Consider the following 24,596-nt stretch of genomic DNA (forward strand, 5'->3'; position numbering starts at 1 on the left):
GAAGATGCTGTCCGGTATCTCGTCGGGCCACTCCCGCGAAGAAGCGCCCGCGACCAGTTGACGACGGACGCGTTTGTCTCACAAGGTCAATGAAGGAGGCGACACTCCCAATCGATTAGTTCCCCTTGAAAGGATTGGAACCATCCAGCCTAAGAAAAACAAATCACTGGTCCACGAAATCAGGGAGATTGCGGGGGGGCGGCCTCTACCCGTCGCAAGTGCCTAGGAGAATGAGTTAGTTGACATTCATCTGCGCTCTTCAACGATATTGGCCTGGAAATACGACGTCCTGATCCACGAGGACATTGAATTTGTAGCCCGGTCGGATCTCCAACGTCGGCTGCACATCCATATTCCGTTGGATGGTACGATCAGCAACTCGCCCAAACGTTTCTGCGAAATTGCGCCTTGCTGCGTCGGATGCCGTATCCTGCGTGGCAAGCGTCGAGCTCTGAGGCACGGCCATGTCGATGCCCGTCCCGATCAGCGCGATCATGACCGCCGAGCCGAAGGTTTTAAGATAGTGGTTGTTCGCCTTGTCACTGAAGCCACTGTAACCCTGCGCGTCCGTGCCGGCCATGCCGCCGATCTGCAGCGTCGAGCCGTTCGGAAAGATGATGTCTGACCAGACGACGAGCACGCGGCTTTGGCCGAACGCCACCTTGCTGTCGTAACGGCCGAACAGTTTCGTGCCCTGCGGGATCAACAGGCGATGACCGGTCGCACTATCATAGACGTTCTGGCTGACTTGCGCGGTAATACGCCCTGGCAGGTCCGAATTGATACCTGTTATCAATGTCGCCGGAATAACAGAGCCGCGTTTCAGTTCGTAAAGGGACTGCTGCGGCACGACGCGGTTCGGCAGATAGCCGAGATCCTTGAGGTCGGCATTAAAGAAGTCTTCTTTGGAGCTCTGTCCGTTTGGATCGACGTTTTGTCCGTTCAGACCGGCACGCAAGGCTGCGGCATACACATCGGACGCGCTTCCGTTCGTGGCGGCTGTCGTTGTCATTCGGGACGCGGCGTTCTCATCTTTTTCCGACCTTACTTCCAGCTTGCCGCGATCGATGGCAAGCGGCGCGTCATAGGCGGAGGCCCGCGCCTGCATGCGGGCCATCCGCTGACGCTGCTGCTCGCGCAAAACCTGCTCCTGTTGCTCACGGCCCAGACGCGCCCGCCACACCTCTTCCGGCTCCAGTTCCGATCCGTGCGGTTGCTCTTGTGTCTCTCCGGGCTGCGTGAACGGATTGGCCGCCTTCTCTTCGGCTTGCTTCGTCTCGACTGGCGTCGGCTGGAACGTCGTCTGCGGCTGTGGCTCGCCAATAATGCCGTCGGTGACGCCCCGCTTGATCTGGTCGGCATAGGTCGAGGCCGGATTGCCCGAACTGGTGCCCGGACCGCTATCCTTGCCGAAGTAAAGCCCGCGAGAGGCGAGGCCAAAGAAGATGATTCCGAGAAAGGCTAGCAACAGCACAATCACAACGATGACCGGCAGACGGTTCACCCGCTTGATGCCGGGCGCGGCCTGACTGTTCGCGGCGCCACCAAGCTTAAGAGACTGCACCATGATGTTTCTCCTTCACCCGCGCCGCATCAGCGACAGTGCGCTTGCCGGTGTCGCACCTGATGTCGTCACTGTGTAGGCGCGACCGAGTTCGACACTGCTCGTGGAAAGCCGCGCGAGCACCTGGCCGTCGTGGGGCACGATGACATAGGCGAGCGGAACGATGACGGCTTTGCTTTCCGTTTTTTGGTCGGTGGCAACGGCATAGCCCCAACCTTTCAACGCTGCTTCAAGCGCCTCTCCGAACGGAGAGCCATCCTGTTTGAGCGCAACGGTCGCCTTCCCCTGTCCGATCTGTTCGGCAAGGCGGCTGACCATATCGCCCGCAATGGCGTTCGCCGCTGGTCCGGAAACCCCAGGCGTTGCCGCGCTGGTGATGAGAGCCCCGCTGTCCATCGACTGGCATCCGGGCAGAAGGATCGCGAGGACGCAGGCGGCAGCAAGGTGGCGGAAGGGGCCGCGGCGGTTCGGGCTTTGGCGAAGGGGGTTCAGCATCACCGCCCTCCCCTGCTGATCGTCACCTTCTGCTGTTTCCAACCAACGCCCGAGACAAGGACAGCACGATCGATATTATAGTCGACCACCATCATGTCGCTCTTCATGCGATAGTTGACGATGCGGTTCTGGCCGCCGGAGACGACGAAGAGAACCGGTGCATCCTGCCCGGAGATCGACCGCGGAAACTGGATGTAGGTCTTTTGTCCATCCGAGTAGACCCGCGTCGGCCGCCAGCCGGCGCTGCCCGAGACGGAATAGGCAAAGCTCAATTGCTCCGCCGGAACGCCGGCGCCGAGGCTCGTGCTGGCTTCCAGCCGCGCGTTGACGTCGGCAAGCTTTGCCGAGACGTCCTCGGGATACTCAAAGCCGACGCGCGCCATGTACTGCGTGGCATGCGATTTCAGCTGGATGTGATAGGTCCGCCGCGACGTCGTCACGACCATCGACGTGACCAAACCCGGCTCCGACGGCTTGACGATCAGGTGGATCGCCTGCCCTCCCGCCGCTCCAGAGGTTGCAGGCTCTACTTTCCAGCGTACGGTATCACCGACGAGAACGTCGCGAACGACCTCGCCGCCCTGAAGCTCGATGTCGCAGACCTGCAACGGTGAGCAGACGACGGACGGCTGCACTTCGCCATAGAGGAAAATGACCTTTCCATCCGCTCCTTTCGTCACGAGGCCGCGGCTTCCGCGCCATTGTGTCGAGATGCCCATACCCTTCGCCTCGTTCGCAGTGACTCCATCAGCGGCAACTGCGTGGGAGGGCGCGAAACCCATCACGGGGGAAATGAGCAGCATGGCTGCGCTCGCAGTCAGCCTGGCCCGCATTCTGAAGTGTCGTATGTTCATGTTGGGAGCCATGCCTTTCAAAGCTGCGCGGTCCAGTCGAAGTCGCGGAGATAGAGACCGATGGGATTGAGGCGGATGACGCCCTCGTCCTGAGGCGGCGTCAGCGTCACGGTGGCGATGCCACGGAAGCGGCGCGAGGCGGTCTCCTTGCCGCGGCGATCTCGTTCGAACTCGGTCCAGTCGATCTGGTAGCTCTGGTTCGACAACGCGACGATGTTGTTGACCTCGATTGCCACCGTCGCGTTCTTCGCCTTCTCAAACGGCGAATTCGAGCGAAACCAGGCGTTGACCTTTTCCGTGGCGGGATCGGAGGTGCGCAGCAGCCCATAGGTTCGGTCGATGTATTGCTTCTGCACCACCGCATCCGGCGTGACGGATCGGAAGTTCGACACGAAGCTGCCGAGTGTCGCGCGCACCACGCGCGGATCGGCATACTCAATTTGCTGCGGGAAGCCGGCATTGACTGATGTGCCGAGCTTGTCGACTTCGACAATATACGGGATCAGCTTGACCTGGGTGCTCTGGTAGAGCGCATAACCAAAGCCGACAACGGCCATGGTCATTCCGGCTATGCCGACGACGCGCCACGCGGCTGCCGCTTTGACGTACGAGCCATAACGCTCGTTCCATTCGTTGCGCGCGGCGATGTAGGGATTATCTGGAACATTCTGTCCGGCCATTCTGTCAGCCTCCCCTCACTTGCTGTCGTTGATCGGCGGTGGTGGAGCCGGTGTGCCTGGCCGGCCGGATGGTTGATCGAGCTTGGCGTTGGCAAGGCCGAGCATCGATCCGGCATAGGCCCCGGGTGAGCCAATCGCCTTTTCCTTTGCAGCCGAGCCGACGGCGCCAGCGGCTCCACCAATCCCGGCCTGCATGCCGCGCAGGGCCGCACTCGCAAGAGACGCGCCCCCTGACCTTGCGGCACTGGCGGCCCCGAATCCTCTGTTGGCAGCACCGATCGTCAGGAAGCCGGCGCCGAGTGCCGCGGATGCCGCTTGCCCGCCGTGACGAATGGCTTCCATGCCGCCGCCGACCGATGCACCCTGGACCATGCCCTGCAGGATCGGCGGCACATACATGGCGATGACGAAGACGACAACGGAGATACCGGCAATCGCGAGGGTCGTGATGAACTGTTCCGATGTCGCGGTTGGTGCCTCTGCCAGACCGAGAAGGATGTCCGAGCCGATCTTGGCGATCATTACCAGCGCCATCAGCTTCATGCCGACGGAGAAGGCATAGACCAGGTATTTGATCGCGAAGTCCTTGGTATGCGAAGAACCGCCGAGCCCAAGCATGATCATGCCGGCAAGGAGGCCAACATACATCTCGACCATGACGGCCACGAAGATTGCAGCGACCAGGCTGAACGACACGACTACCACGACCATGGCGAAGACGGCGGCGATCGCCAGGGAATTATCCTCGAAGAGCCCGAACTTCGCCTGTTCCGACATTTTGGTCGCGACACGAATGCCGGCATCGAAGATGTTGGCGGGAGATGCTGAGCCGCCACCGGCGCCGATCTGATAGAGACTGTCGACGACGGCCTTAGCGAACTCCGGTCCTCTGTCAAGAATAAAGGCGAACAGGCCAATGAACATTATGCGTTTGACCAGTTCAGCAAACCAGCTGTCGAGCGAGGCGGCGTTGATCGCCAGCCATACGGCGGCGATCGCGACCTCGATGCCGGCGAGGATCCAGAACAACGAGCGGGCTGCATTCATCACCCTCGTCTCCCAGCCCTTGGCGGCGGTGACGACCGAATTTTCGAGTGTGGTCAGGACCTGGCCCTGTTGTGCAAAGGCTGGGGTGGTCGCCAGCAGGACGAGCGCGATCAAGATGAACACCCGGTCAAGCGTGCGGGAAGACGGAGCAACTACCATCGCGGTTTCATCTCCTGGCCGCCGCGGATGTCGCGGTTGGCGTCTCCACCGAAGAACTCATCACGATGTCGGTACCGGTCTTCATCGGAGGGAGAGCCTGACGCGATCGCGCCAGATCCCAAGACTGGCTCCGGTCGAAGCAAGACCGAGGTTATGACGCTTGCACCCGCCGCGGAGACGACCGCTACAAGGGCGATAATGACGATCAGACGGGAACTCACCAGCGTGGCTCCATCGTTTGGCCGCCCCTGATATCGCGCTCGGTCCCACTGAAGAATTGTTCGCGCCGCGCTTGCGCCAAATCCTTTTGCGCCTGTTCGGACTGGTACCAGGTGCCCATCATCGTCATCTGCTGGGAGACCAGACCCCGCAGTTTCTGCATCTGCGCGACCTGCTGCGCGGCGATCTCGTGCCCGACCTGCAGCGCCTTCATCTGGCCGTCGGACGATTCCGACATCGACCTGAGCTGCGACATCGTGCTCTCCTCACTGGAGAATTGCTCGGCCGTCAGATTGGCTGCCTTCAGCGTGCCGGCAATCGTGTCGCGATTGGTGTCGGACCAGTTTTGGTACGTGGTCGAGAAGCTCGCGCCGTCCGGCAGGTTGCTCTTCATCTCCGAAAAACTCTGGAAACGCTGCTTCAGGACATCATCGACATTGCCCATCGAGAAGGCGACGCCCTCCCCTTGTGCCACTACATTCTGAAGGTTCTTCAGGTCGTTCTCGATCTGGCCCCAGATATGGTTCGGAAGCTGCGCAGTGTTCTGCAACATGTTCTTGTAAATGTTGAGCTGATTTTGAATCTGCTCGGCCAACTGCGAAATCTGGGTAATCTGGTTGTTCACCTGCTCTGCTGACTTGCCGACAAGGCTGATCAGTTCCGCATTATTGGCAAGCTGCGTCCATTCGGTTGCTTGCCCCGTGACACCGCCGGCTTGCGCAGGAAGAGAAAGAGCAGACGAGAGCACGAGAGCCGCACCAACCGCGGCGCGCGATGTCCTACTGGGTTGGAATGAGCGTGTCGGCATGGGCGATTCCCCTTTGCTGGAGCCAATGGAGAGGCCAGCTGGCCCCATGTTCGAGATGCAGGACGCGGATGCGCTTGAGGTCTTCCTTCCCGGACGCACCTACAAAGGAGAGCGCGACGGGACCGAGCGCCATATCAAACAAACGCCGGCCCTCGGGTGACACGACGTAATAGTCTCGCTTTGGGATAGCGGTCGCGACGATCTCGATCTGCCGCTCATTGAAGCCGATGCGCTCATAGAACTCACGCGTGCCCGGTTCGCGTGCCGCGCCATTTGGGAGGCAGATTTTCGTTGGGCAGGATTCCTTCAGCACATCTATGATCCCGGACCGCTCCGCATCCGAGATCGACTGGGTGGCGAGCACGACAGCACAATTGGCCTTTCGCAGCACCTTCAACCATTCGCGGATCTTGTCGCGAAACACCGGATGGCCGAGCATCAGCCAGGCTTCATCGAGAATGATGAGGCTGGGCGCACCGGTCAGGCGTTTTTCGATGCGTCGGAAGAGATAGGTCAGAACAGGCACGAGATTGCGCTCGCCCATATTCATCAGTTCCTCGATCTCGAAGCACTGGAAGGCGCCGAGCGCCAGACCGTCCTCCTCGGCATCGAGCAACTGTCCCATCGGACCATCGACGGTGTAGTGATGCAGAGCGTCCTTGATCTCCCGCATTTGCACGCCCGAGACAAGGTCGGAGAGAGAGCGGCCGCGCGATTCTGCCATCAATCCGATCTGTCGGGAGATAGCGTTGCGGTAGTCCGGCGTGATCGTCACACCCTGGAGCGCAACCAGCATCTCGATCCACTCCGAAGCGAAGGCCCGGTCGCCATCAGTCGAGAGTTCCGCTAGCGGGCAGAAAGAGAGTGCCCTCGCCTCGCCACTGGTCGACGGATCGATATCGCCGCCGATCTGGTAATGGTCGCCGTCCAGCCCGAGTGTCAGCGGCAGCATCGAGCCTCCCTTGTCGAAGGCGAAGATCTGCGCACCGGCGTAGCGTCGGAACTGGGCTGCGATCAATGAGAGCAGCGTTGATTTGCCGGAGCCGGTCGGGCCGAAGATCAACGTGTGGCCGACATCATCGACATGCAGGTTCAGCCGGAACGGTGTCGACCCGCTGGCGACTTGCATCAGCGGGGGCGACCCGACTGGGAAGAACGGGCAAGGTGCTACCGGGCTGCCCGACCACACGGAATTGAGCGGGATGAGGTCGGCGAGATTGCGTGTGTTGATCAGCGGCTCGCGGATATTGGCATAGGAGACGCCCGGCAGGCTGCCGAGAAATGCATCGGTCGCATTGATCGTCTCGATCCGTGCGCCAAAACCTTCGGCCTGGATCAGGCGGCGGACCGCCTCACAGTTTTCTTGAAGTCGGGATTGATCTTCGTCGAAGAGGATGATGACCGGCGTATAGTAGCCATAGGCCACGAGCTGCGACGACGCCTCGGCGATAGCGTCCTCGGTCTCTGACACCATCAGCATCGCGTCCTGATCGAGTGACCGCGACTGCGTCTGAAACAATTGGTCGAAGAATGGCCGCACCTTCTGCTGCCACTTCTTGCGCGTACGCTCCAGCCGGGCGCGGGCCTCCTCGGCGTCAAGGAAGACGAAGCGGGACGACCAACGATATGTGAGCGGCATCAGGTCGAGACTGTTGAGGATTCCCGGCCAACTTTCCGCGGGCAGGCCGTCGATCGCCACCACGCCGAGAAACCGGTTCTCGACAAGTGGCGTCAGACCGTGCTGCAGCTCGGCCGTCACCAGCCAGTCGAGATACATGGGAATCTCAGGCAGACGCACCGGATGGTTCTCCCCGGTGATGCAGAACCGGATGAACTGGAAGAGATCATCATAGCGGGCGACGCGATGACCGCCGCGCTCCGGTGTTTCGCGTGTCATCATCTGCCGGATCGAAACAACATTGGCGAGATACTGCTCGACCTCGCGGATCGAGGTCAGAAAGGTTTCAAGCGCTTTGTCGGCATAGGTGGCGGATCGGCTGCCGGTGTCGGAATAGACATAGCGCGTCAATCCGGACCGCCTCGGCTCCGGCGGGCGCCAGGTGAGGATCAACGCGTGCCGGCTCTCGTAGTGTCCCCTCTCCTTCTGGAAGTGCGCCCGTCGTTCGGCATCTATGGCGCGGGTAACCGAATCGGGGAAATGACTTGCTTCTTCCGTTGGGTAATCACCCGTCGGCACCCGGACCGCCTCGACCTGGATCATCCAGCCGGAACCGAGGCGCGACAGGATGGCATTGATCTGTCGCGACACCTCGTTGCGCTCAGCGTCGGTCGAACTTTCGCTGTCGGGGCCGGCAAAGTACCAGCCGGCCATCAGCGAGCCGTCCTTCAGGAGAATGACGCCGTTATCGACCAGCCCGGCATAGGGGACGAGATCGGCAAAAGACGGGCCGGAATGCCGAAAGGATTTAAGGGCGACCATTTCGCACTCCCTCAGTAACGGCGCCACGGCGAGGATGTCGCGCGGTAGAAGGTTTTGTAGGAGATATGCCGGATATAGATCCGTCGCATCAGCGGATCGGCCTTGGCCATCATGCGAAGCGCTGCTACCGCAACCAGCCAGACCGCGATGCCGAACAGCACCGCATACCAGGTCAGGACGACGAAGATCAGGATGACGGCCGCAAGCGCCGTCACCAGGACGAGCTCGCGATCGGCGCCCATCAACAGATTGGGACGTGACAGGGCTCGATGCACCCGGGACCGGATGAGGTTTGAGCCAGCTTCAGCCACGATGCCACTCCCCTGCCACGGATAGCGTCGTCAGGGGCAGAGGGACATTCGGAGCAGCGCCCATCTCGGCACGGTGCTCGCCGATCGACGCACCGGTCGCACCGAACAGAGCGACGATCTGGGTGGCGCCGAGAAGAACGCCGCCGACCAGGGCGACGTAGCAAAGGCGACGCGCGAAATCGTTGAGTTCACCCCCGAAAATCAGCATGGCGCCAGCGATCGCGACCGCGGCAAGCGCTATGAACCCTGCGACAGGACCGGTGATCGACTGCTGGATCTGCTGCAATGGCGATTCCCAAGGAAGCCCGCCGCCACCTGAGCCCGCGAATGCGGGCTCCGGAATGGCGAAGGAGATGGCAGCGAACATGATGACTGCGAGAATGGGATAGGTGTTACGCGACATGGCTGTCCTCGTCGATCTGGGCATAGTGTTCGGTCTGGTAGTGGTTGTTTCGGTAACCCTCGATGTGCATCACCTCGCGGACCCGCCTCCCCTTTCCCGTCCGCTCGATCGAGACCACGAGGTCGACCGCCTCGCCGATCACCTCCTGCATAGGCTGCTGGCTCGCTTCAGCCGTCAGCTGTTCCAGCCGTCGGAGCGCCGACATCGCCGTGTTGGAGTGGATCGTGGTGACCCCGCCGGGATGACCGGTGTTCCAGGCTTTCAGAAGTGTGAGAGCTGCGCCGTCGCGGACCTCGCCGACGATGATGCGGTCGGGCCGCAGTCGCATGGTGCTTTTAAGTAAACGCGCCATGTCCACATTGTCGCTGGTATGCAGGCAGACTGCGTTTTCGGCCGCGCACTGGATTTCGGCGGTATCCTCGAGGATGACCATGCGATCATCTGGTGCGCTCAAAACGATCTCCGCGATGATGGCGTTAGCGAGCGTGGTTTTTCCGGAGCCAGTGCCCCCGGAAATGACGATGTTCATGCGAGCGTCAATCGCGCTGCGGATGGCCGACGCTTGCGCCTCCGTCATCACCTTCGAGGACACGTAATCACTGAGCGGTATGAGACGCGATGCGCGGCGTCGGATCGTGAAGGCGGGTCCGGATACGATTGGCGGAAGCAGACCCTCGAAGCGATGGCCACCGATCGGCAGTTCGCCGGAGATGATCGGGCGCTCGTCATCTGCCTCCGACTGCAGTGCGTGGGCGACACTGCCGATCACGACTTCCGCAGCCGCTGGCGCCATGACCCCGGCTTCGGCTACACCGTGACCGAGGCGTTCAATGAACAGTCGGCCGTCGGGGTTGAGCATAATCTCGACGACTGTCGCATCGTCGAGCGCTACGCAGAGCTGGTCGCCAAGTGCGTCCTGGAGTTTGCGGACAAGTCTTGTGTGGGAGCGAAGCTGGGTCACGCTGCGCTCCTCTCCGAATGATCATCAGTACGAGAGAGATCGGACCGATAGTTCGATGGGCGAACCTGTTCGAAGCTCTCCTGATCCGCTGGAAGTGTGCCGGCAATGGCGACAGTGTTGCCAATTGCCACGGGTTCACCTAATCGCGCCATTGGCCAGCCTGCCCGGTTCAGGATGCGCTCGAAGCGAAGATCGGTGGCGGTAACGATCCTGTCGTAACCATTCGCCATCGACCATTCGATGATCCCAGCAAACAAGGTGAGTGTTGCCAAGTGGAGCTGACCCCCTCCCCTACCTGCGGGCAAAGTCGTATCAACGCAGAAGCGCGAACTCTCGATCATCGCGCTGTTTGCGTTGAGTGAACCATCCCTCAAGAGCTGCGGAAATGTCAGCTCCAGCATGGTTGGACCTACCGCGGGAAGAAGGCGTGCGCATCCCACAACCTTGTTGCCGACGGAGACGGCGAGGATGTAGGTCGGGTTCAGGTCGTCGTACTGATCTCGCTCCCCACCATCGGTGACGGTTACGTCCCATTCAAGCCGCCCGCCGAACACGTCGGCGCGCAGCCGGTACATCTGCTTCAGAAAGTTTTGGTGCTCGACATATTGGTCGGGCGCGACGTTGAGAATCTGCATCCTGATCTCCGCGTGAACTTCGTCCGCGGGATGAAGATCACCTCAATCCATGGTTGGCCATCTGCAGATCTGCAGGTGGTGATTCTGGCGAGTCGGGGTAGCCGAGTTGTGAATCAAACCACGGCGGGGTGTGCAAAACGCGCCGGATTTCTGCAGATCTGCAGTTTCCATCGACTATACGCCACCACTGGAATCTGACTAACTAGCGGAAACATATCGTAGATTCAGCGAGCGGACTGGATTACAGCGAACTCAGTTAACTTGTTGTTAACCTTAAATGTCTTGCGGCGCGATGGGAATCGGGAGATAGTTTCGCAAATGATGGCCCTCAAGCCATTTTTTCGAAAGTGAAGACCTCCGGGAAATAGTTCGCGAAATGAGCAATATGTTGGCCAACAGATTTGATATCGAGATCGCCCAGCAGGGGGCGAAGATCTCAAGTGCGTTGCACATGTTGCGCAGTCAGCAGTACCCGCCCGACGCTCGCAAGGGATTGCGCAAGTTCCAGCTTGCGGAGGTTGCTGACTTCATAGGGGTAACGCAGACCCATCTCAGGCAACTGCATTCCGACGGAAAGGGACCGGAGATCGAATCGGTCAGTGGACGCAGGTATTACACGGCCGACCAGATGCTTGAGCTTCGCGACTATCTCGAGGCCAACAAGAAATCCGACAAGCGGTATTACGTCCCCAGACGGCGGGAAGGCGAACCGATGCAGGTCGTCTCGGTCGTTAACTTCAAGGGCGGAAGCGGCAAGACCACCACTGCCGCTCACCTTGCTCAGTATCTCGCCCTTACGGGCCATCGTGTGCTGGCGGTCGACCTTGACCCGCAGGCGTCTTTGACTTCCCTTTTCGGGATCCAACCCGAGCTTGATGATACCGCCTCTCTCTATGAGGCCCTTCGATTTGACGACGAACGCAAGTCAATCGCCGACGTCATCCAGCCGACCAACATTCCGGGACTGGATGTCGTGCCGGCAAACCTGGTTCTCCAAGAGTACGAATACGACGTGCCGCTGGCGATCTCTTCCAAGAAGGGTGAGGACGGTCGACTATTCTACATGCGAATCGCCAGCTCTCTGAAGCAGGTCGATGACAAGTATGACGTGGTCGTTATCGACTGCCCTCCGCAACTCGGCTACCTGACAATCACCGCACTCATGGCGTCGACCGGGATCCTCATCACCATTCATCCTCAGATGCTGGACATCATGTCGATGAGTCAGTTCCTGATGATGCTCGGCGGGATCATGGGGCCGGTCGCCGAGGCCGGCGCCGAAATGAGCGTTCAATGGTTCCGATACCTCATTACCCGATTCGAACCGACGGACATTCCGCAGGCACAGATGGTCGGGTTCATGCAGTCGATGTTTGCACAGCAGATGCTCAGGAACCATGTGCTAAAATCCACTGCGATTTCCGATGCGTCTATCAAGAAGCAGACTTTGTACGAGGTAGAGCGCGGAGAGTTCGTCCGTGCGACTTACGACCGCGCCATGGAGAGCTTGAACGCGGCCAATGGGGAAATCGTCGAGCTCATACACGGCGTGTGGGGGAGAAAATGAGGCACTTGTCAGCCGTTTTTTTTACCGTTTTGCGAAATCCGAACAATGGCTTACCGGCGTTGAGAGAAGTCTTGGAGGGCACTCATGTCCCGTGAAAATCCGTTTGCGAAGTTGGATATCGCGGCGATCTCAGCAAACCAGACCCCGACGAAACCGGGCTACGGTATGACAGGAGCTGCCAAGACGGTTGTCCGCTCCATCGAGGACATGGCTGAAAACACCAAGAAGCTTATGGAAGGCGAGGTGATCGTGGATCTTGATCCGCGATTGATCGATGTCTCTTTCGTTGCCGATCGCCTGTCCGACGATGGGGAAGAATTCCAGGAGTTGCTCCAGGCAATCAAGGAATCAGGACAAACGACCCCTATCCTCGTTCGTCCCAGTTCAATAGATGCCAAACGATACATGGTTGTGTTCGGGCATCGTCGCCTGAGGGTCGCACGCGAGCTCGGAGTCCCCGTCAAGGCAATCGTGAAAAAGCTCGACGACGCGACTTCGGCGATCGTACAGGGACAGGAAAACGCGGCCCGTTCGAACCTGTCCTTCATAGAACGTGCATACTTCGCTCAGAACCTGATCGCGTCAGGAATGACGAAGGAAGTGGTCCGATCGTCGCTGGCCATTGACGAGGCTATGCTCTCGAAGATGCTGGCCGTTGTCGAGGCAGTGCCGGCATCAGTTATCACGGCACTGGGCGCGTCAAAGAAAATCGGGCGCGACCGGTGGCTGAGCCTTCGCCAGCTCGTGCTTGCCCCTGCCCTGTCGAAGGCGGCTGTGGAGTATTCGGAAAAGGCCGAACTCTACAATCTTCCTGAAAACGAACGTTTCGATGCGCTCCATGACTACCTGAAGCGATACAAGGCGAAGTCAGCCGCGAAGAAGCCGAAGGCTGAAGTCCCGGTCCGGGACTGGACCTCGACCGATCGTGCACTGAACGTGGCGATAAATTCGAAGGCAAAGAAAGTTGCCATCGAGCTTACGAATGTTGAAGCCCGGCCTTTCAGCGAATGGCTGTCTTCTCACATGGGTCGTTTGTACGAAGAGTACAAAGGATCGAAAACCGAAACTAACGGAGACTGAACCGCAAAAGAAAAAGGCCCCCAAACGGCGAACCGTGGAAGCCTCTCTCGTCATCTCTAGCAGGATCGAGAATCGCATTTCCCGGAATCACAGTCAAGAGTCTTGGCGCCGATTTGGTGAGCGGATTTCCTTTGCCTGAAGCAAGGTGAGAGAAAAATGCAGACGGGACATGTGACGACGCCCTTTGGGCGGCGGCCGATGTCGCTCGCCCTGGTACGAGGCCAGATGGCGATCGAAAATCCCCAGCCGGACACGCGTATCGAAAAGTGGAAAGTTTTTCGAGACGTGTGTGAGGCACGGGAACGCCTGGGCATCCAAGACCGGGCGCTTGCCGTCCTTGATGCCCTCCTGACGTTTCACCCTCACGCAGAGCTCAATCCGAGCCAGGGGTTGGTCGTTTTCCCATCCAACGCCCAGTTGTCCGTGCGGGCCCACGGAATCACCGAGACGACGCTGCGCCGGCAACTCGCTGCACTTGTCGATGCCGGTCTTATTCTGCGGCGCGACAGCCCGAACGGTAAACGTTATGCGCACCGCAACCGAGATGGCGAGGTCGAACAGGCCTACGGATTTGACCTGACACCGCTGCTGGCTCGTGCCATGGAACTCGCCCTTATGGCGCAAGACGTCGCCGCCGAACGCGCTCGTTTCCGCCGCGCAAAGGAAGCGCTCACGATCTGCCGTCGCGATGTGCGCAAGCTGATCTCGGCAGCTGTGGAAGAGGGCGCTACTGGCAACTGGGAGCAGGTGGAATCTGAGTACGTCAGTATTCTCGCCCGCCTCCCGCGCTATCCGAACCGTGCACAGGTCGAGATTACGCTCGACGAGATGGAGCTCTTGCGGGAAGAGGCTCTCAACATCCTGGAAACACAGCTAAAAACCGAAGATATGCATGGCAATGCCATTCACAATGGCTGCCACATACAGAATTCAAATACCGAATCTATAAATGAACTTGAACCTAGCTCTGGAAAGAAGCAGGGCGAGAGCCTGGCGGATAAACCTCTGGCGAGGAATGAGCCGAACGGGCGACCGGAGACGAGACCTGAGCCGATCAAGGCATTCCCGCTCGGAATGGTCCTTCGTGCCTGCCCGCAGATCGCTGATTACGGACCCGGCGGGCGCATTGAACACTGGCGCGAGCTCCTGAAAGCGGCCGTCGTCGTGAGATCAATGCTCGGCGTCAGCCCCTCAGCCTACGAGGAGGCCTGCAATGCCATGGGTCCGGAGAATGCGGCAGTTGCGGTGGCCTGCATTCTGGAGCGGTCGAATTTCATAACTTCGGCCGGAGGCTATCTGCGGAATTTGACCAGACGGGCTGAACGAGGCGAGTTTTCGCTCGGGCCGATGCTGATGGCTCTTATGAGAGTGAATGGCGACGGTCATCGAAAAACCGCCTGAAGCGGCTCAATCCAAAGTCAATGGGTAGAAGAAAGTCAGGCTCGGGCGTGGAAGGACCGACTTGTCAGCCGTTTTTTTCCGCGATTTCCTGTTGCGTTATAGGGAGTTACGCTAGTTGACGATAAATTTTTTGAGCCGATATGTCTGATTGTGAGACGAAGCGTCCGAGTATCGGGACGAACGCAACTGGGACCGCAGATCAGACAATTCGACGAAGCGGTCGTCCACCGGGACGTTCGAATGCTAGACTGGTAAAACAGCGCTTCCTGCATCACCGTCCGTTCGGCATAGTCATCCAGTCCTTCCCAAGGTCTGGACCCACTGAAGCGGACTCTGCGGACGCTCGTTCTAAAAGAGTCAGCCATTGCGTAACTCCGGCCTGAACATCTGCTCGGCCACGAAACGCATGAACCCGTGCTGATCTCGAGAAACGTTGTGAATGTAGACCTCCTCGAAGCCGCACGCGGCGCATTCTTCGACCAGATCGAAAAGTTCAGTGCCGCGGGTTATCAACGGGATGAAGTTGTCTATCTCCTCAAGTGTCACCTCGCGTGAAGCGGCATCGAATTCTGCTGGGGTTTTAAGCTCGGCCAAAAGGTCGGGCTTGACTGCAGCATTGCGCCACTCATGCCAAGCGGCCATTCGAGCCTCATCTATGGTGGGAGCCCAGGACACCTGAACCTGCAGGGCAAGAGGCTTTTTGGCCCCGCCGCTCGTTCGGAATGCCTCCAACATCTGCTTCATTTCGTTCATCGGCTTGCGAACTGTCACCATCCCATCTGCCCATTCTCCAATCCAGGCTGCGGTCTGCTTTGTGAGTGCCGCGCCCAACAACAAGGTGGCTTCTCTGGAAGGGACCACAGCTTTGCGTCTTGTGTCTTGAGCCCGGGTTCGTCAGACGCCACCCTCTCACCGGCAAGCAAAGCTCGAATGATTTCTGATGCAGCTTCTAATCTTGCGTTTCGTCCCGTTTTGGCCGGCCAACCGCGTCCGACGGCGTATTCATACAGGGCTTCCCCGCTTCCAAGAGCAATCCACCGCAGCCTATCTGGAAACATCTGACTCAAGGTCGCGACCAGATGCGCCAGCACGACGGGATGTTAGCGCCATCCACCTGGTATCGCCAAGCTTCCGAATGGCAAGCTGGTCTTCGCCATGGCAGCGCCGAGCCACGCCCAGTTGTTGCCGGAATTTCCCTGTCTCTCGCTCCACGGCGCCAGGTGATCGGATGTCATGATCGCTTGGAAGCCAGCACGCTCAGCCGCCTGGACGTATTCCAGCAACTCGCTTGGCGAGAATTGTTCGTGAGAGGCGTGGTAGCCGATCAGCATTGGCGTCCTCAAAGAAAAGCCCCCGCGTGAAAATCTCAGCGGGGCGGCAAGCTTTTGTTACTTGTTCATGTCCGTGGCCATCTGAAGATGGTGTTCCAATGCCGGCCGGGTCTTTGCAGCCCAGGCCTTCAGCTCTGCATTATCGCCTTCGTCGCCATAGCGCTTGAACAGATCGACCGCATCTTCATGCACGTCCTCCTGATCGGAGTGATACTGCTTGGTGAAATCGTCACCCTGAAGCTTCTTCAGGTCGTCGAGCATTCCCTGGTGCGCGGACGACATCGCGGACGGGATTGTCGCCTTGACCTTTCCGGACGTCACCATGGCCTTCAACTCGTCAGATGTCTTCTGATGGTCGGTCAGCATCTGCTGTGCAAACGCCTTGGTCTTTTCGTCCGCACGTTCCAGAGCGAGCTTGCTGGACTCGATCTCGAACATGTCGCTGCTGGCTGCCTCAAGCACGAAGTCTTCGGTCTTGGGGGCGACACCCATAACAGAGTTGACGCCGGTTTTTTCAGCGGTGGACTGCGCCATTGCCGCGGAACCAGCGGTAGCGAGAAGGATGGATGCAAGAATGATGGTTTTTTTCATGACGAGTCTCCTGTTGAGTGTCCCGATAACCAACGCGACGCCCCATGGTTCCAGGAGAGGGAACAAATTCAATCTCTTATGGTTTTCTCACCAAACGGAGGAAGCCAGCGATGAACACCGAAGAGATCTTGCGTGAAGACATCTCAGATTTCGCATCTCGACTTGAGGTTATGACGATTGACGAAATTTTCGACGCCATGAGCCTGCTGGAACAACATAGCGAGGACGATGTCAGCGATCGTGACGAAACTCTCTCTCGAATTGCCTTGGTGGAAGAGGAAATAGAGCGGCGGTTTCCGGGCCAGAAGCTGGCGCCCTATCGCGATTGGAAACAGGACCAGCCGTTGCTGTCATAGAGGCTCTGTCAGAGATCAATAGCCATAGCCCACGGGGGGATCCATTGGACGAAGAACAGCAATCGATATCGGCAGCTCTCGGGGTCAGCGTTGATTTCTACGCGGAGCGCGAGGTCCAACAACGCACCGAGTTCCTGAGCCACTACCTGCGCCAGTCATCATGCCGGAGCTTCGTCCTGGGCATTTGCGGTGGTGTCGACTCTCTCGCTGCTGGCCTCCTTGCACAAAAGGCAGTTTCAGAACTCCGCGCTGATGGATACCACGCAAAATTCATCGCCGTCAGATTGCCCTATGGCATCCAGGCAGACGAGTCGGACGCACAGAAGTCCCTTGCTGTGATCAGACCGGATCGCGTCCTCACGATCGATATCAAGCCTGCCGCCGATGCCATGCTCGATGCAGTCATGGTCGAAGGCGGGGATCTGGTCGAGCCGGCGCGCAAACAGTTCCATCTCGGTAACATCAAGGCACGTCAACGGATGATCGCGCAATATGCCTTGGCTGGCGCGACCGGCGGTCTCGTCATCGGAACGGATCAGGCGGCAGAAGCGCTGATGGGGTTCTTCACGAAGTTCGGCGACGGAGCGGCCGACATATTGCCCCTTGCTGGCCTCACGAAACGTCGCGTCAGGGCGATAGCCGAGCATATGGGGGCTCCGGCAGAACTGGTGTTCAAGGTCCCGACCGCGGATCTCGAATCCGACGCACCCCTTCGTCCTGATGAAGACGTCTATGGCGTCACCTATGAGGAGATCGATAACTTCCTGGAAGGGAAGGCGGTCGCGGAGCCTGCGCGACTACGGATTCTGACGACCTATCAGGCGAGCGGACACAAGCGCGACCTGCCGGTGGCTCCCATCGGGTAGAGCGGGATGAAGAGCGCCATTATGCGAGACCGCGGGCACCGCATCGGCTTTAGCCAGAAAAAACTCTGCCTGCTCTTCTGGTTCGTGGCGGGCGGAGGATGCGATGAACGATACTAATTGGATTCACTTGTGCATCGATATGCAGCGTATGTTTGCCGAAGACACGCCTTGGCATGTGCCATGGATGCGAGAGGTCTCGCCTCAGATCCTGGAAATCGCAAAGTATCATCCGCAGAGGACGGTTTTTACGCGCTTCGTGCCGCCCAAGCGGGCAGACGACATGCGCGGCATGTGGCGGAGTTATTACGAGAAGTGGGACACGATGACCCTCGATCGACTCGGACCGGAGATGGTCGACCTCGTTCCGTCTATGAAGGCCTTGGTCCCGCCGGCGAGGATCTTCGACAAGATGACCTATTCGCCATGGACCACTGGCGAGCTTCATCGCGTGCTGGCAGGGGAGGGGGTCGAGATGCTGGCGATCTCGGGCGGAGAAACCGACGTCTGCGTTCTGGCTGCAGCCATCGGAGCAATCGACCTCGGCTACCGTGTCATCCTTCTGAAAGATGCCGTCTGTAGTGGGGCGGATGAAACACACGATGCTTCACTCGAGTTGCTGGGTGATCGGTTCTCGGTCCAACTGGAAATCGCATTGACGGGGGACTTTCTCAGCCGTGCCTGCTAACACCGGGAGTCCAGGGGGGGCGACGTCCGAGGCTTTGCTGTTGATAGCGGCCACCATGGTCGTCGAACAGAACCCCGGTGATATCGCGGTCGCGATCTTGACGTTTTTGGGTAAAAGAAGCCAATCGACCGCAGACGTCTCTCGCCCAGGGCGGCTTTTAGCTCCCGATTTCAATTGAAGCGCTAAGCGAGAAATTCGCCACTGAATTTCGCCTTACGTTTCGCTCGGGAGTAGGGGAGGGGCCAACTAAAGCCCTGATGCTTTGGTCAGATTCACGCGGAAGCGATCCCGCCGGCGCTGATATCTGCGTGTCATCTCCGCTGAAGCATGACCGAGCTGTTTCTGGACGTAACGCTCATCGACTTCAGCGGAAGAGGCCAGGCCCGCGCGTAGGGAATGGCCGGAGAACTTGAAAGCCCGCTCGATCTCACTGAGATCGCCGCGAACGCCGGCAGCCATCGCCGATCGTTTCACAAGCCGGGCCACCTCCTTGTCATTCAATCGCTCGGATCCAACCGCCTTGCCCTGTCCTGTGACGCGGCGGAAGAGGGGGCCATGCGCCAGTCTGGCGAACTTGATCCAGGTCTCGACGGCCGCGACCGGGCAGGTGGCGTCGGAGGAACCTCGGCCGACCTCGACCTCCCGCCATCTGGTTTTGCCGCGCAGAGTGACAAGCATGCCTTTGTCGAGGATCTCGATCCAGCCCCGGCCGTCCTCCGTCTGGTCGGCTTTGACATCAAGACCGACGATCTCGGAGCGCCGCAGGCCGCCGGCATAGCCCACGAGCAGCATGGCCCGATCCCGCAGGCCCCGGAGCGTGCCGCGATCGAGCGTCTCGACCATGGCGATGATGTCTTCAGCCATGACCGCTTCCTTCTGGACCGGAGGCTTGGAATGGCTGTTGCGAATGCCGGCCATCACGGTGGCGATATGCCGGTCTTTGCGATCAAGCGAGAGGCCACGCTGGGCGTAGTTCCACGAAAGTGAGGAGAGGCGGCGCTCGATGGTCGAGACTGAGTTCGCTTTTGCACCCCGTTCTGCCGTGCCTGAAGCGCAGGCGGTGATATAGAGCCCGACGGTTTGCGAATGCGGGGGGAGGAGAGTGAGATTCGACCGCCGGCACCATGCGGAAAAGTGCTTCCAGTCGGCGGCGTAGGCTTTGCGCGTATTGGCGGAACTGGCGGCTTCAACATAACCCCGGGCGCGATCAGCAAGACCTGCGAGATGGGCTGGCGTCTCGTCCTGAACGGCGAGAGAGGGGAGGGGGCTTTCGCTCGACACCTCCGGCGCGGAAACATCACGCCCAGGCGCCGTGCTGCGAGACGGCGCTGAGGTCTCCTCGCCGTGAATTTCGGCGTTTTGCTCGATGATTTGGGCCATTTCTCTATAATGACAAAAACGTCCGATAATGCAAGATTATCGGACGTATTACATCGCCGACATGCCGTGCGGTTAAGCGCAATATTGCTGGCACAAACTGCACAGGCGGTTTATTCTCTGCCGCATGGATTCGCTTGCGCCCAACACTCCGAACGCGTCAGTCTGGTCATCTCACTTGCCAAGGTGGACCCGGTCGCGAGTACACGACTTCACCGAATCCGATGCAGCCTTCGTCACCGGTATCGCCTTGAAATTCCTCGACGATTTGATTCGCGCCGACCCACCGTGGTTAGGCTGCTGGCGCGACCGCCTCGCCCTCAAATCAGCCGGTGTCGCTGTCCGGATGCTTGGCCGCAGCGAGGAAGAAACCAGTATCCGCGATGCGGTAATGCTCACTGCCACGGGTGACGATCCCGGTCCGGCGGGAAAATTGTTTCTGGCTACACGAATGCTTGCGCGCCAGTCCGGGACGGTCATCACCACACCGTTCGTTAGGGAGCTTGCTGCACTCCTTGGAATGAAGTGGGACGATAGGCTTGCCTCAATCCCCGACATGGTCGATTCTGCAAATCAGTCCGGGCGAGCAGCACCCTTCGCGGTGGCGGACCTGATAACGGCGATCTTTGCCGTTCGCCCGGACGCCGAGGTGATGGCGCTCGGTCTTGCCGAGGTCGTGCTGGCCCAGAAATTGGGTTGGCCGAGACCCGTACCGCTGCTGCTCCCAGAGCGATTTGGATCTGCCTTCCGTACCATTGGTGGCCGCGGTCGCGTCCGACCGGGAGAGCCTGCCTATCCAAAAGCGATCTGCCTGGCGCTGGTCTATGGGGTTGAGGCCGCGTTGCGCTCCGCGGCGGAGATCGATCGTCGGGCCGCACGGCTGCTGGAAATACTGCCAAAGGTCCGCACCAAGGGAGCCGAGCCGGTGATCCGCCGATTACTGACCGACGACGGCGTGCCGGCGGCCGCGCCGGGCTCAAAACTGTCGCGCTGGGCGGCCAACCGGCTGTTCGAGCGTCTGGAAAGTTTTGAGGCGGTGCGCGAGCTCTCCGGCCGCTCCTCTTTCCGGATCTTTGGGTTGTGAGGCGAGTTGGATGAGCGCAGCAACGCAACCACGCCGGAACGCAAAAAGGAATCCCCGGGACGATGTCCTGTTTGATCGCGAGCTGGACGATCTGCCGCCGGAAATGCGCTGGCGGGAATGGATGATGCGGGTCGAGGCGGTGATTTTTGCTTCGGCCGAGCCCGTCAGCCGCGAGACGCTGGCGCGGGTCGTGGGAAAAGACTGCAGCATCGATCTGCTCATTGATGATCTGCGTGAGGAATTGCGAGACCGACCGTACGAGTTGTTATCGGTGTCTGGCGGCTGGCAGCATCGCACCCGGCCGCGGTTCGCCGAAACGATCCGCGCGTCTTCGGCGCCGACGAGGGGAGGGGCGGCGGCGCTGTCGGAATTTGAGGCGATGGTGCTGATGGCGGTGGGATATTTCCAGCCGATTACGCGGGGAGAATTGTCGAAGATCTTTGGCAAGGAAGTCAGCCGCGACGTCATCGGCAGTTTGCGTGGTGCGGGTTTCATCGGCTCCGGGCCGCGCAGTCCGACGCCAGGTGCGCCTTATACCTATGTGACGACCGCGCACTTCCTCTCCGCGTTCGGCATGGAGACACTACGCGACCTGCCAAACATCGAAGCGCTCGAGGACGCGGGCCTGCTGAGCCGACACGCGGTACAAAACGAAATCGCCGCCTCAGGGGGCGGCGAAAACGACACGGATGAGGAACCGACCTTTATTGAATGAGGCCCGATGTCTGAAGCCGTTTTGTTATCAGCACTGGGCTGACGAGCTCGCCGTCGATATCCCAGTGGCTATGGGAGACGAACCTGAGGATGATGAAGACGGCGTCGAGATCGACCGCAGCGAAAGGGATCCGCTGTTAGGCCGGCGGGATTGAGGACAGAGCACGCGAACTTTAAGCTGGCCTGTTTCCGGCGATCAATGCGCCGACGACCGCGCCGACCGATGTCCCGTCAACACGCTTGGGGCGAATGCCCGCCGCGTGCAGGGCGCTGTACGCCCCGGCGTGGTAGGCACCCAGGGCGTTGCCTCCCGACAGGCAGAGCCAGACCTCCGGGGAGACTTCGATCGTCAAATCATGATCTCGCCGCCTGTGACCGGAATAACCGCGCCAGTCATATAACTTCCGAGCTCCGATGCCAGGAGGACATAGGCGCCGGCGAGCTCTGCCGGCTGTCCGGCTCGCTTCAGCAGCGTCTGCTCACCGAACTTTGCGGCTTTTTCCGCCGGCATGGTTGAGGGGATCAGTGGCGTCCAGATCGGCCCCGGCGCAACCGCGTTCACCCGGATACCTTTCTCGGCGAGCATTTCCGCGAGCCCAGCCGTAAAATTCGAAACCGCCCCCTTGGTCGATGCATAGGCCAAGAGTTGCTGCGATGGCTGTCTCGACTGGATCGAAGTCGTGTTAATAATCGCGCTGCCGGGCTTCATGTGAGGAGCCGCAGCTTTCGACAAGAAGAACGGCGCATAGATGTTCGTTCGGAACGTCTCGTCCCATTCCTCGGCGGTAATGTCGGCGATGTCGGCATAGGTCCGCTGGAAGGCAGCGTTGTTCACCAGAATATCAAGACCCCCGAACTCTTCCACAGCGCGCTGCACCAGCGTCTTGCAGTAATCTTCGGATTTGATGTCACCGGCCAGCACCAGCGCCTTGCGTCCCGCGTCCTCGACCCAGTTGGCCGTATCTTGGGCGTCTTCGTCCTCGTTGAGGTAGGAGATGACAATGTCGGCGCCTTCGCGGGCAAAGGCGATCGCCACTGCCTTGCCGATACCGGAGTCGGCGCCGGTGATAAGTGCAATCTTGCCTTCGAGCTTGCCATTTCCCTTGTAGGATTTTTCGCCGTGGTCGGGAATCGGGTCCATCAGCGCCGTCTTGCCCGGCGGCTTCTGCTGTTGTTCGCCATAGGGAGGGAAGGGGCGACGGATGTCTGTCATAGCAAAGCTCCTGGATTGATTGTCGTGGGTTGCAAACCTTGGGAACAGCACAAGGTTCCGCACCAAATCGCTGATGAGAGAGAGGAACTATTTCTCGCTTCGGCGCTTCTCGACGTTGCATCCCTTGCAACGCGCTCCTATGCTTTTAATCCTCTCCATTGCTGCTGTGATTTTCGACTCGATGTCGTCGATCGCAAGGGGGAAGTTCGGGTAGTGACATCATCTGCTGGCAATGCAGCCGGCGATTGATCCGCCTCTTGTTGGCGTGACAGCAATCGCCGCTGGTCGATTGCGTAATGCCGCCGTGCGTGGTGCGCCAGCGAAGCTCCGTCTAGATGGCAACGATTGGCCTCATCTTCCGGACATTCTAGATTGACGGGGATCTGGGTCCATGGCAACTACCAGCATCTGGCGTCCGCGGTTCACGCGACTTTTGATCGTTCCGGTCGCACATCCGCAGGCGAGGGCTGCATCCTCATAGCTCGAACCCTGGAACAGGACGTGGTCAATGGCGATCCTGTTTATTGGAGGAAGAGCCCCGTAGGCTCGATTGAATTCGCTCATGGAAACAGCCCATTCCTGCGGTGGGGCGACAGCCGGCAGTTCGGATACGCACGCGTCCAGCCCGACGACCATGCGTTTGCGGGCGGCGTAGCGGGTGCAGAAGGCGTTCCTGGCGATCGTGAATACCCATGACTTCAACCTCGTACCATCCTGAAATTTGTCGAGGTTGGAGAGCGCTTTTGTCAGAGTGTCTTGAACAAGATCCTCCGCGTCTACCGGATCAGGTTCGAAGCGCCGCGTAAACGCGCGAAGTGCTGGAAGCAGCGCCACAAGTTCATCTCCGAGGTGATCACGCCTGGATCGTGACATGGCCGTCTCCTTGTTGGCAATGCTAAAGAACCAGGACCTTTGGCCTATTGTTCCAAAACATCCGCACCTAGGGGGACTCTCGGCAACCTCCAATGTTAATGACGCTCTCCGAGGAGCTAATTCATGACGGAGACTATGAGGGACTTACTGCACGCTGTTTCAAACGATCTGACGGAGGTCAGTCGGAGCTACCTGGATCCCGAGAGTACGTCGGCTGCGAAAAACTCGGCGTTGTTACTGACCTCATTTGCGAAGCGCAATGAGCTGCCGGAGGCGGACGTCATCGCCACGTTCGTCGGGGTGGCCCACAAGCTGCTGTCTCGTTCTTCCGTCCGTCATTGATCCGGCTGATTGGAGGACCGCAGATACCGCATCCGTGCCGGCCAGACGTGGTACTTCACCATGATGAAATCAGTGAATATAGTGCGGAAACAAGCGAGTTGAAGCTTGAGCGGATGCTGGTGAACCCGATCAAGAACGCCTCTCCTTCCATCTGCGCCTAAGTCGCCAACTTGGGCTGATGCCGGGGCATCCTAAGTGATAGGACTGATCTCTGCGTGAACAGCGATGCATCCTGTACGATCTCTCGTGTGTTGCGTTTTGCGACCTTTGCAACGATGTGGTGAACGCGGTGCGACGCTAGCCCCATTTTGCCAATGTGGTAGGTTCGCTGCACCCGCCGTTCTATCACCTAGTGAACCGGACTAAACAAAAGGTCGGGGAAGCGGAAATCTGCGTCAAGGCGCCAAGCGACATTCTTGAACGGACAATTAGGAACTACTAAATCCTTCGTATCACTTCGGCAGATGGAGGACCCAATGACTGGCAGTCTGTTCAGCCGACCTCTTTTTGTGCAAAGACAGCACTTCGTTCAGGAGGTAG

Annotated in this window: 27 protein-coding genes and 1 pseudogene; 9 read left to right on the forward strand and 19 right to left on the reverse strand. The window is 59.2% G+C overall.

Annotated features, from left to right (window positions below; all coding sequences use genetic code 11):
• Positions 1–259: 259 nt before the first annotated feature.
• Genes trbI through EDE09_RS18305 form a run of 12 tightly spaced genes read right to left on the reverse strand, consistent with a single transcriptional unit; the run spans position 260 to position 10,576 of the window.
• Complete coding sequence (gene trbI, locus EDE09_RS18250; protein ID WP_132412189.1) at positions 260–1,567, reverse strand: IncP-type conjugal transfer protein TrbI; 1,308 nt, start codon at positions 1,565–1,567, stop codon at positions 260–262.
• Between the two features lie 12 nt (positions 1,568–1,579).
• Positions 1,580–2,059 (reverse strand): conjugal transfer protein TrbH, encoded by a 480-nt coding sequence (gene trbH / locus EDE09_RS18255; protein ID WP_132412191.1) that lies wholly within the window; start codon positions 2,057–2,059, stop codon positions 1,580–1,582.
• Positions 2,059–2,913, reverse strand: coding sequence for a P-type conjugative transfer protein TrbG (gene trbG, locus EDE09_RS18260; RefSeq protein ID WP_132412193.1), 855 nt, complete (start codon positions 2,911–2,913; stop codon positions 2,059–2,061). The genes trbH and trbG overlap by 1 nt, the downstream gene beginning before the upstream one ends.
• 17 nt (positions 2,914–2,930) lie before the next feature.
• On the reverse strand, positions 2,931–3,593 hold the full coding sequence (locus EDE09_RS18265) for a conjugal transfer protein TrbF (protein ID WP_132412195.1): 663 nt from the start codon (positions 3,591–3,593) through the stop codon (positions 2,931–2,933).
• Between the two features lie 15 nt (positions 3,594–3,608).
• The gene (gene trbL, locus EDE09_RS18270; RefSeq protein ID WP_132412197.1) at positions 3,609–4,799 is read right to left on the reverse strand and encodes a P-type conjugative transfer protein TrbL; all 1,191 of its coding nucleotides are present in this window, start codon (positions 4,797–4,799) and stop codon (positions 3,609–3,611) included.
• On the reverse strand, positions 4,793–5,020 hold the full coding sequence (gene trbK, locus EDE09_RS18275; RefSeq protein ID WP_132412199.1) for an entry exclusion protein TrbK: 228 nt from the start codon (positions 5,018–5,020) through the stop codon (positions 4,793–4,795). The genes trbL and trbK overlap by 7 nt, the downstream gene beginning before the upstream one ends.
• On the reverse strand, positions 5,017–5,826 hold the full coding sequence (trbJ, locus tag EDE09_RS18280) for a P-type conjugative transfer protein TrbJ (protein WP_132412201.1): 810 nt from the start codon (positions 5,824–5,826) through the stop codon (positions 5,017–5,019). The genes trbK and trbJ overlap by 4 nt, the downstream gene beginning before the upstream one ends.
• Entirely contained in the window at positions 5,798–8,266 is a 2,469-nt protein-coding gene (locus EDE09_RS18285; protein ID WP_132412203.1) for a conjugal transfer protein TrbE, read from the reverse strand. The genes trbJ and EDE09_RS18285 overlap by 29 nt, the downstream gene beginning before the upstream one ends.
• 11 nt (positions 8,267–8,277) lie before the next feature.
• Entirely contained in the window at positions 8,278–8,577 is a 300-nt protein-coding gene (locus EDE09_RS18290; protein WP_132412205.1) for a conjugal transfer protein TrbD, read from the reverse strand.
• Positions 8,570–8,980: a conjugal transfer pilin TrbC gene (gene trbC / locus EDE09_RS18295; RefSeq protein WP_132412207.1), complete on the reverse strand. Its 411-nt coding sequence runs from the start codon at positions 8,978–8,980 to the stop codon at positions 8,570–8,572. The genes EDE09_RS18290 and trbC overlap by 8 nt, the downstream gene beginning before the upstream one ends.
• On the reverse strand, positions 8,970–9,941 hold the full coding sequence (gene trbB / locus EDE09_RS18300) for a P-type conjugative transfer ATPase TrbB (RefSeq protein WP_132412209.1): 972 nt from the start codon (positions 9,939–9,941) through the stop codon (positions 8,970–8,972). The genes trbC and trbB overlap by 11 nt, the downstream gene beginning before the upstream one ends.
• Positions 9,938–10,576, reverse strand: a complete 639-nt coding sequence (locus tag EDE09_RS18305; RefSeq protein WP_132412211.1) for an acyl-homoserine-lactone synthase — start codon at positions 10,574–10,576, stop codon at positions 9,938–9,940. Before EDE09_RS18305 ends, trbB begins: the two co-directional genes overlap by 4 nt.
• Positions 10,577–10,952: 376 nt before the next feature.
• Between EDE09_RS18305 and repA the strand changes: the two genes are divergently transcribed.
• The 3 genes from repA to repC all read left to right on the forward strand — a co-directional run bounded on the left by repA (position 10,953) and on the right by repC (position 14,624).
• The gene (gene repA, locus EDE09_RS18310; protein ID WP_132412213.1) at positions 10,953–12,143 is read left to right on the forward strand and encodes a plasmid partitioning protein RepA; all 1,191 of its coding nucleotides are present in this window, start codon (positions 10,953–10,955) and stop codon (positions 12,141–12,143) included.
• Positions 12,144–12,227: 84 nt separating this feature from the next.
• Complete coding sequence (gene repB, locus EDE09_RS18315) at positions 12,228–13,223, forward strand: plasmid partitioning protein RepB (protein ID WP_132412215.1); 996 nt, start codon at positions 12,228–12,230, stop codon at positions 13,221–13,223.
• A 156-nt stretch (positions 13,224–13,379) separates the two neighbouring features.
• Positions 13,380–14,624 carry a plasmid replication protein RepC gene (repC, locus tag EDE09_RS18320; RefSeq protein WP_132412217.1) on the forward strand — a complete coding sequence of 415 codons (1,245 nt, stop codon included), beginning with the start codon at positions 13,380–13,382 and terminating at the stop codon, positions 14,622–14,624.
• A gap of 357 nt (positions 14,625–14,981) precedes the next feature.
• Here the strand turns inward: repC and EDE09_RS28950 are convergent, their stop codons facing one another.
• From EDE09_RS28950 to EDE09_RS18330, 3 genes and pseudogenes are all read right to left on the reverse strand, one after another.
• Complete coding sequence (locus tag EDE09_RS28950) at positions 14,982–15,377, reverse strand: hypothetical protein (RefSeq protein ID WP_348631326.1); 396 nt, start codon at positions 15,375–15,377, stop codon at positions 14,982–14,984.
• A 14-nt stretch (positions 15,378–15,391) separates the two neighbouring features.
• Positions 15,392–15,955, reverse strand: a pseudogene (locus EDE09_RS28955) (LLM class flavin-dependent oxidoreductase).
• A gap of 57 nt (positions 15,956–16,012) precedes the next feature.
• Entirely contained in the window at positions 16,013–16,546 is a 534-nt protein-coding gene (locus tag EDE09_RS18330) for a DUF4142 domain-containing protein (RefSeq protein WP_132412219.1), read from the reverse strand.
• A 110-nt stretch (positions 16,547–16,656) separates the two neighbouring features.
• Between EDE09_RS18330 and EDE09_RS18335 the strand changes: the two genes are divergently transcribed.
• The 3 genes from EDE09_RS18335 to EDE09_RS18345 all read left to right on the forward strand — a co-directional run bounded on the left by EDE09_RS18335 (position 16,657) and on the right by EDE09_RS18345 (position 18,453).
• Complete coding sequence (locus EDE09_RS18335) at positions 16,657–16,902, forward strand: hypothetical protein (RefSeq protein WP_132412221.1); 246 nt, start codon at positions 16,657–16,659, stop codon at positions 16,900–16,902.
• Between the two features lie 44 nt (positions 16,903–16,946).
• Positions 16,947–17,768 (forward strand): ammonia-dependent NAD(+) synthetase, encoded by an 822-nt coding sequence (nadE, locus tag EDE09_RS18340; RefSeq protein ID WP_132412223.1) that lies wholly within the window; start codon positions 16,947–16,949, stop codon positions 17,766–17,768.
• A gap of 103 nt (positions 17,769–17,871) precedes the next feature.
• Positions 17,872–18,453, forward strand: a complete 582-nt coding sequence (locus EDE09_RS18345; protein WP_132412225.1) for a cysteine hydrolase — start codon at positions 17,872–17,874, stop codon at positions 18,451–18,453.
• A 246-nt stretch (positions 18,454–18,699) separates the two neighbouring features.
• Here EDE09_RS18345 and EDE09_RS18350 read toward each other — a convergent pair whose 3' ends face one another.
• Complete coding sequence (locus EDE09_RS18350) at positions 18,700–19,833, reverse strand: site-specific integrase (RefSeq protein WP_132412227.1); 1,134 nt, start codon at positions 19,831–19,833, stop codon at positions 18,700–18,702.
• 124 nt (positions 19,834–19,957) lie between these two features.
• Between EDE09_RS18350 and EDE09_RS18355 the strand changes: the two genes are divergently transcribed.
• Complete coding sequence (locus EDE09_RS18355; protein WP_132412229.1) at positions 19,958–20,914, forward strand: DUF1403 family protein; 957 nt, start codon at positions 19,958–19,960, stop codon at positions 20,912–20,914.
• A 10-nt stretch (positions 20,915–20,924) separates the two neighbouring features.
• Positions 20,925–21,629: an SMC-Scp complex subunit ScpB gene (locus tag EDE09_RS18360; protein WP_132412231.1), complete on the forward strand. Its 705-nt coding sequence runs from the start codon at positions 20,925–20,927 to the stop codon at positions 21,627–21,629.
• Positions 21,630–21,801: 172 nt separating this feature from the next.
• On the opposite strand, the gene EDE09_RS18365 is transcribed toward EDE09_RS18360, so the two are convergent.
• The 3 genes from EDE09_RS18365 to EDE09_RS18375 form a co-directional block, all read right to left on the reverse strand.
• Positions 21,802–21,981 (reverse strand): patatin-like phospholipase family protein, encoded by a 180-nt coding sequence (locus EDE09_RS18365; RefSeq protein ID WP_245505191.1) that lies wholly within the window; start codon positions 21,979–21,981, stop codon positions 21,802–21,804.
• Positions 21,978–22,841 (reverse strand): SDR family oxidoreductase, encoded by an 864-nt coding sequence (locus tag EDE09_RS18370; protein WP_165924220.1) that lies wholly within the window; start codon positions 22,839–22,841, stop codon positions 21,978–21,980. Before EDE09_RS18370 ends, EDE09_RS18365 begins: the two co-directional genes overlap by 4 nt.
• 351 nt (positions 22,842–23,192) lie before the next feature.
• The gene (locus EDE09_RS18375) at positions 23,193–23,714 is read right to left on the reverse strand and encodes a sigma-70 family RNA polymerase sigma factor (protein ID WP_132412233.1); all 522 of its coding nucleotides are present in this window, start codon (positions 23,712–23,714) and stop codon (positions 23,193–23,195) included.
• Between the two features lie 123 nt (positions 23,715–23,837).
• Here EDE09_RS18375 and EDE09_RS18380 point away from each other — a divergent pair, with 123 nt between their 5' ends.
• Complete coding sequence (locus EDE09_RS18380; RefSeq protein ID WP_132412235.1) at positions 23,838–24,056, forward strand: hypothetical protein; 219 nt, start codon at positions 23,838–23,840, stop codon at positions 24,054–24,056.
• Positions 24,057–24,596: the final 540 nt, after the last annotated feature.

The organism is Neorhizobium sp. S3-V5DH (assembly GCF_004343065.1).
GTDB classification, from domain to species: domain Bacteria; phylum Pseudomonadota; class Alphaproteobacteria; order Rhizobiales; family Rhizobiaceae; genus Neorhizobium; species Neorhizobium huautlense.

Coding starts and splice junctions, on each gene's coding strand:
- trbI (WP_132412189.1), bottom strand. CDS start 1,567: ATGGTGCAGTCTCTTAAGCTTGGTGGCGCCGCGAACAGTCAGGCCGCG.
- trbH (WP_132412191.1), bottom strand. CDS start 2,059: ATGCTGAACCCCCTTCGCCAAAGCCCGAACCGCCGCGGCCCCTTCCGC.
- trbG (WP_132412193.1), bottom strand. CDS start 2,913: ATGAACATACGACACTTCAGAATGCGGGCCAGGCTGACTGCGAGCGCA.
- EDE09_RS18265 (WP_132412195.1), bottom strand. CDS start 3,593: ATGGCCGGACAGAATGTTCCAGATAATCCCTACATCGCCGCGCGCAAC.
- trbL (WP_132412197.1), bottom strand. CDS start 4,799: ATGGTAGTTGCTCCGTCTTCCCGCACGCTTGACCGGGTGTTCATCTTG.
- trbJ (WP_132412201.1), bottom strand. CDS start 5,826: ATGCCGACACGCTCATTCCAACCCAGTAGGACATCGCGCGCCGCGGTT.
- EDE09_RS18285 (WP_132412203.1), bottom strand. CDS start 8,266: ATGGTCGCCCTTAAATCCTTTCGGCATTCCGGCCCGTCTTTTGCCGAT.
- trbC (WP_132412207.1), bottom strand. CDS start 8,980: ATGTCGCGTAACACCTATCCCATTCTCGCAGTCATCATGTTCGCTGCC.
- EDE09_RS18305 (WP_132412211.1), bottom strand. CDS start 10,576: ATGCAGATTCTCAACGTCGCGCCCGACCAATATGTCGAGCACCAAAAC.
- repA (WP_132412213.1), top strand. CDS start 10,953: ATGAGCAATATGTTGGCCAACAGATTTGATATCGAGATCGCCCAGCAG.
- repB (WP_132412215.1), top strand. CDS start 12,228: ATGTCCCGTGAAAATCCGTTTGCGAAGTTGGATATCGCGGCGATCTCA.
- repC (WP_132412217.1), top strand. CDS start 13,380: ATGCAGACGGGACATGTGACGACGCCCTTTGGGCGGCGGCCGATGTCG.
- EDE09_RS28950 (WP_348631326.1), bottom strand. CDS start 15,377: ATGAACGAAATGAAGCAGATGTTGGAGGCATTCCGAACGAGCGGCGGG.
- EDE09_RS18330 (WP_132412219.1), bottom strand. CDS start 16,546: ATGAAAAAAACCATCATTCTTGCATCCATCCTTCTCGCTACCGCTGGT.
- EDE09_RS18335 (WP_132412221.1), top strand. CDS start 16,657: ATGAACACCGAAGAGATCTTGCGTGAAGACATCTCAGATTTCGCATCT.
- EDE09_RS18345 (WP_132412225.1), top strand. CDS start 17,872: ATGAACGATACTAATTGGATTCACTTGTGCATCGATATGCAGCGTATG.
- EDE09_RS18350 (WP_132412227.1), bottom strand. CDS start 19,833: ATGGCCCAAATCATCGAGCAAAACGCCGAAATTCACGGCGAGGAGACC.
- EDE09_RS18355 (WP_132412229.1), top strand. CDS start 19,958: ATGGATTCGCTTGCGCCCAACACTCCGAACGCGTCAGTCTGGTCATCT.
- EDE09_RS18360 (WP_132412231.1), top strand. CDS start 20,925: ATGAGCGCAGCAACGCAACCACGCCGGAACGCAAAAAGGAATCCCCGG.
- EDE09_RS18370 (WP_165924220.1), bottom strand. CDS start 22,841: ATGACAGACATCCGTCGCCCCTTCCCTCCCTATGGCGAACAACAGCAG.
- EDE09_RS18375 (WP_132412233.1), bottom strand. CDS start 23,714: ATGTCACGATCCAGGCGTGATCACCTCGGAGATGAACTTGTGGCGCTG.
- EDE09_RS18380 (WP_132412235.1), top strand. CDS start 23,838: ATGACGGAGACTATGAGGGACTTACTGCACGCTGTTTCAAACGATCTG.